Source organism: Roseicyclus sp. (assembly GCF_052168335.1).
Classification (GTDB): Bacteria; Pseudomonadota; Alphaproteobacteria; order Rhodobacterales; family Rhodobacteraceae; genus Roseibacterium.
In genome coordinates this window covers 1-3,820 of the sequence record NZ_JBQLZP010000525.1, presented here as the reverse complement: position 1 = coordinate 3,820, position 3,820 = coordinate 1, and the positions used below count along the sequence as shown (strand labels likewise).

General features: G+C 71.0%; 6 protein-coding genes. 2 read left to right on the top strand and 4 right to left on the bottom strand.

Translation table 11 applies throughout. From position 1 onward, the window contains the following. Both ACTS11_RS15930 and ACTS11_RS15925 read left to right on the top strand, forming a co-directional pair. A partial coding sequence (locus tag ACTS11_RS15930; protein ID WP_442641281.1) for a glycosyltransferase occupies positions 1-485 on the top strand: 485 nt, incomplete at its 5' end. After that, on the top strand, positions 482-1,264 hold the full coding sequence (locus ACTS11_RS15925; RefSeq protein ID WP_442641280.1) for a sulfotransferase family protein: 783 nt from the start codon (positions 482-484) through the stop codon (positions 1,262-1,264). The genes ACTS11_RS15930 and ACTS11_RS15925, both read left to right, overlap by 4 nt. Positions 1,265-1,268: 4 nt before the next feature. On the opposite strand, the gene ACTS11_RS15920 is transcribed toward ACTS11_RS15925, so the two are convergent. From ACTS11_RS15920 to ACTS11_RS15905, 4 genes are all read right to left on the bottom strand, one after another. Continuing rightward, positions 1,269-2,435, bottom strand: a complete 1,167-nt coding sequence (locus ACTS11_RS15920; protein ID WP_442641279.1) for a WD40/YVTN/BNR-like repeat-containing protein — start codon at positions 2,433-2,435, stop codon at positions 1,269-1,271. 62 nt (positions 2,436-2,497) lie between these two features. Further along, entirely contained in the window at positions 2,498-3,277 is a 780-nt protein-coding gene (locus tag ACTS11_RS15915; protein WP_442641278.1) for a succinate dehydrogenase iron-sulfur subunit, read from the bottom strand. A 74-nt stretch (positions 3,278-3,351) separates the two neighbouring features. Beyond that, positions 3,352-3,675 carry a hypothetical protein gene (locus ACTS11_RS15910; protein WP_442641277.1) on the bottom strand — a complete coding sequence of 108 codons (324 nt, stop codon included), beginning with the start codon at positions 3,673-3,675 and terminating at the stop codon, positions 3,352-3,354. Further along, a partial coding sequence (locus ACTS11_RS15905; RefSeq protein ID WP_442641282.1) for a hypothetical protein occupies positions 3,675-3,820 on the bottom strand: 146 nt, incomplete at its 5' end. The genes ACTS11_RS15905 and ACTS11_RS15910, both read right to left, overlap by 1 nt.

Here is a 3,820-nt window from a genome sequence, read left to right as displayed (position 1 = left end):
TGCCCCCGCCGGTCTGCCCGCCCGAGGGGTCGGGGGCCATCGGCATCCTCGGCAACCTCAACGCCCAGAAGGGCGCCGCCGTCGTGGCGGGCCTCGCCGAGGCGCTGCGCCGCGCGGGCGACCCGCGGCACCTCGTGGTGATCGGCAATGTCGACGCGGCCTGCCCGCTGCCCGCCTCCGTCCGCATCCATGGCGGCTACCGGCGCGAGGAGATCGCCGAGCTTGCCCGGCGCCACGGGATCGCCGCCTGGGTGGTGCCCTCGGTCTGGCCCGAAACCTTCTCCTTCGCCACGCACGAGGCGCTCGCGACCCGTCTCCCGGTCCTCGCCTTCGACATCGGCGGGCAGGGGGAGGCCGTGGCGGCCGCCCCGAACGGCGTTCCCGTGCCGTTCGATGCGGCGTCGGACCCCGCGACGGTCCTTCCCGCCCGGCTCCTCGCGGCGCTGCCGCCGATGGACGCGCCCTCCCGCAGGACCGCCGCATGAGCGGCGATCCCCACGCGCCGGACGACCGGCCGCTGTTTCTCGTGGGCTGCGTGCGGTCGGGCACGACGCTGACGCGCGACCTCCTGCGCCGCGTGCCGGGCCTCCTCTGCCCCGAGGAGACGCATTTCCTCCGCTGGGCCGAGCCGTTCCGCACGCCCGCCTCGATGCCGCCGCACCGGGAGAACGCCGTTCTGCGCCGACACCGCGCCATCGATGGAGTCCCGGAGGAGGTGTTCGCGCGCCTGCTCGAGACCTCGCGCTCGAAGGCGGAGCTTCAGCGCGGCTACATCGCCGCCTTCGCGCGGGTGAGGCGCGTGAGCCAGCCCTACCGCTGGGCCGACAAGACCCCGCAGAACATCTACGGCGCGCCCCTGATCCTGTCGGAGTTCCCCGAGGCGCGTCTCTGCCACATCGTGCGGAATCCGCTCAACGTTGTGGCGAGCATGCTGCTCGGCCGGCAAGTGGCGGTGCCGGACCTCCACGGCGCGATCAACTACTGGTGCGAGGCCGTGCGGATCGCCGCGATGGCGGAGCAGGCCGCGCCCGGACGCCTGATGCACCTGCGCTACGAGGATCTCGTGGTGGACGTGCCGGGGCAGATGGCGCGCCTTCTGGGCTTTGCGGGGATCGAGGCGCCGGGGGGGCTCTACGCGCCGGACGACGCGCATCCCGAGCGGAACCTCTGGCGCGAGGCGCTGGGCCCGGCCGAACGGGAGGCGGTGGCAGAACGCTGCGGCGCGCTCGCCGCCCGGCACGGCTACGACCTCGGGGCGGTTTGACCGCTCAGTGCAGGTCCACCGCCTCGACCCCGAGGATTGTCGGCAGGTGGCGGGCGATCTCGTCCCAGGTCTCGCCCCCGTCGATGGAGGCGAAGATGGAGCCGGTATTGGTACCGAAGTAGACGCCGGGCTCGGGCTGGCGGTCGGTCGTCATCGCCTGCCGCAGGACGGTGAAGAAGCAGTTCCGCGCAGGCAGTCCGGAATGCTGCGCCGACCAGGTGTCGCCGCCGTCGCTCGACATCCAGACCGCGGCCGAGGCGCCGGGCGGAAAGCGCCCCTCCATGTCGCCGTTGAGCGGGAAGGTCCAGATCGTGTCCGGGTCGTGCGGGTGGACGGCGATGGGAAACCCGAAGGTCGAGGGCAGGCCCGCCGTCACGTCGTCCCATGTCCGCCCTCCGTCGCGGCTGCGGAAGACGCCGTGATGGTTCTGCTGGTAGAGGAGGTCCGACCCCGGCCGCGGGTCGCCCGCGCGCACCATGTTGTGCACGCAATGCCCCGTCTCGCCGTCGCGGGGGGCCGCGGGATGGTCGTGATGCCCGCAGGCCTCGGCGTTCGACAGGCGGTTGCGCCGCTCCCATGTCCGTCCGCCGTCCTCGGTCGCGAAGACGCCGGCGGCCGAGATGGCCAGCCAGATCTTGGCGGGCTCGTCGGGATCGGTGACGATGGTGTGGAGCGTGAGGCCCGCGGCGCCGGGGCTCCAGGCCTCCCGGTCCTCGTAGTCGGCGAGGCCCGCGTTCCGCTCCCAGGTGACGCCGCCGTCGTCCGACACGAGGAACTGCGCGGGCTTGGTCCCGGCGAAGAGCCGTCCGTGCGCATGGTGGAGCGACCAGACCGAATGCAGCGTGTCGCCGAAGGGGGCGGGCGTGTCCTGCCACCCGATCATCGCGGCGAAGTCGGGATCGTTCGCGGCCCATTGGTCCATCTGCCCGGAGGAGAGCTTGGCGAGCGCCCAGGTCGCCCCGCCGTCGGTCGAGCGCCAGACGCCCGCGCCGAACCAGTCGCCGCCGCCGCCCGCCCAGATCGCCCCGGTCCGTGGATCGCCCGCCATGTGGTTGATCGGCCAGCCGCCGCAATGCGGGCCAGAGACCTCCCAGGCTCGGCGCCCGGCATCGGCGGTGAGAATGAAGGCACCCTTCGTGGTGCCCACCAAGAGACGGGTCTTGCCCGACATGAGCAGCCTCCCTGTTCGCAGGGGAAGCCTATCATGAGTCGCGTGTTTGCCCTATCGCCCGATCAGAGCTGGCGCTCGACCATCATCTTCTTGATCTCGGCGATCGCTTTCGCCGGGTTCAGGCCCTTGGGGCAGGTCTTGGCGCAGTTCATGATCGTGTGGCAGCGGTAGAGCTTGAAGGGGTCCTCGAGGTCGTCCAGCCGCTCGCCCGTCGCCTCGTCCCGGCTGTCGATGATCCAGCGGTAGGCGTGCAGCAGCGCGGCGGGGCCGAGGTAGCGGTCGCCGTTCCACCAGTAGCTCGGGCACGAGGTCGAGCAGGAGGCGCACATCACGCATTCGTAGAGACCGTCGAGCTTCTTGCGGTCCTCGATCGACTGGCGCCATTCCTTCTCGGGGCGCTGGGTCTTGGTCTCGAGCCAGGGCATGATCGATGCGTGCTGCGCGTAGAAATGCGTGAGGTCCGGGATCAGGTCCTTGATGACCGGCATGTGCGGCAGCGGGTAGATCTTCACGTCGCCCTTGATCTCGTCCATGCCGTAGATGCAGGCGAGCGTGTTGATCCCGTCGATGTTCATGGCGCAGGACCCGCAGATCCCCTCGCGGCAGGAGCGGCGGAAGGTCAGCGTCGGGTCGATCTCGTTCTTGATCTTGATGAGCGCGTCCAGAACCATCGGCCCGCAGGTGTCCATGTCGACCCAGTAGGTGTCGACGCGCGGGTTCTCGCCGTCGTCGGGGTTCCAGCGGTAGATCTGGAACTTGCGCAGGTTCTTCGCGCCCTCCGGCTTGGGCCAGGTCTTGCCCGTGCGGATGCGGGAGTTCTTGGGGAGGGTCAGTTCAACCATGGTCGTCCGTCTCCTTGTCGGGGGAAGGCGCTGGGGCCTCGCTCATCCCTGAAGTGTTCCTCGCGCGGGGTCGCTCACCGGAAGTCGCCCTCGATCGCGATGCTGAAGCCCGGCTGGCGGCGGGGCCGGTTGTCGCCGCCCATGCGCCGGTCGATGCAGGCCTGAAGCGCGTCGGCCTCGGATTGCCGGTTCAGGATGGCGGAGCTGATCCTGAGGCTGCCGCCGCCCACGGGCCCGCCGCTGCCGACGCCGAAGCCGACGTTGCCCGAGATGCCGTCCGCCTCGCGCGCCTCGTCCTCGCAGAGGCGGGCCGCCCGCTCGCGCGTCATGGGCTGCGCCGCGCAGCCCGCGACGAGCGCGAGCGCGAGGCCGGCCATGAGGAGGCGGGCGGCGCGCATCAGTAGACCCGCGCCTTGGGCTTGATGCGCTCGAGGTCGATGCCGCCCTCGTTGTGGCCCATCAGCGGGTTGAGATGGACCGGCCGGTAGTCGAGCGTCACCTCAGCCCCGTCCACGACGGCCAGCGTGTGCTTGCGCCAGTTCG

Coding starts and splice junctions, on each gene's coding strand:
- ACTS11_RS15915 (WP_442641278.1), bottom strand. CDS start 3,277: ATGGTTGAACTGACCCTCCCCAAGAACTCCCGCATCCGCACGGGCAAG.
- ACTS11_RS15910 (WP_442641277.1), bottom strand. CDS start 3,675: ATGCGCGCCGCCCGCCTCCTCATGGCCGGCCTCGCGCTCGCGCTCGTC.
- ACTS11_RS15920 (WP_442641279.1), bottom strand. CDS start 2,435: ATGTCGGGCAAGACCCGTCTCTTGGTGGGCACCACGAAGGGTGCCTTC.
- ACTS11_RS15925 (WP_442641280.1), top strand. CDS start 482: ATGAGCGGCGATCCCCACGCGCCGGACGACCGGCCGCTGTTTCTCGTG.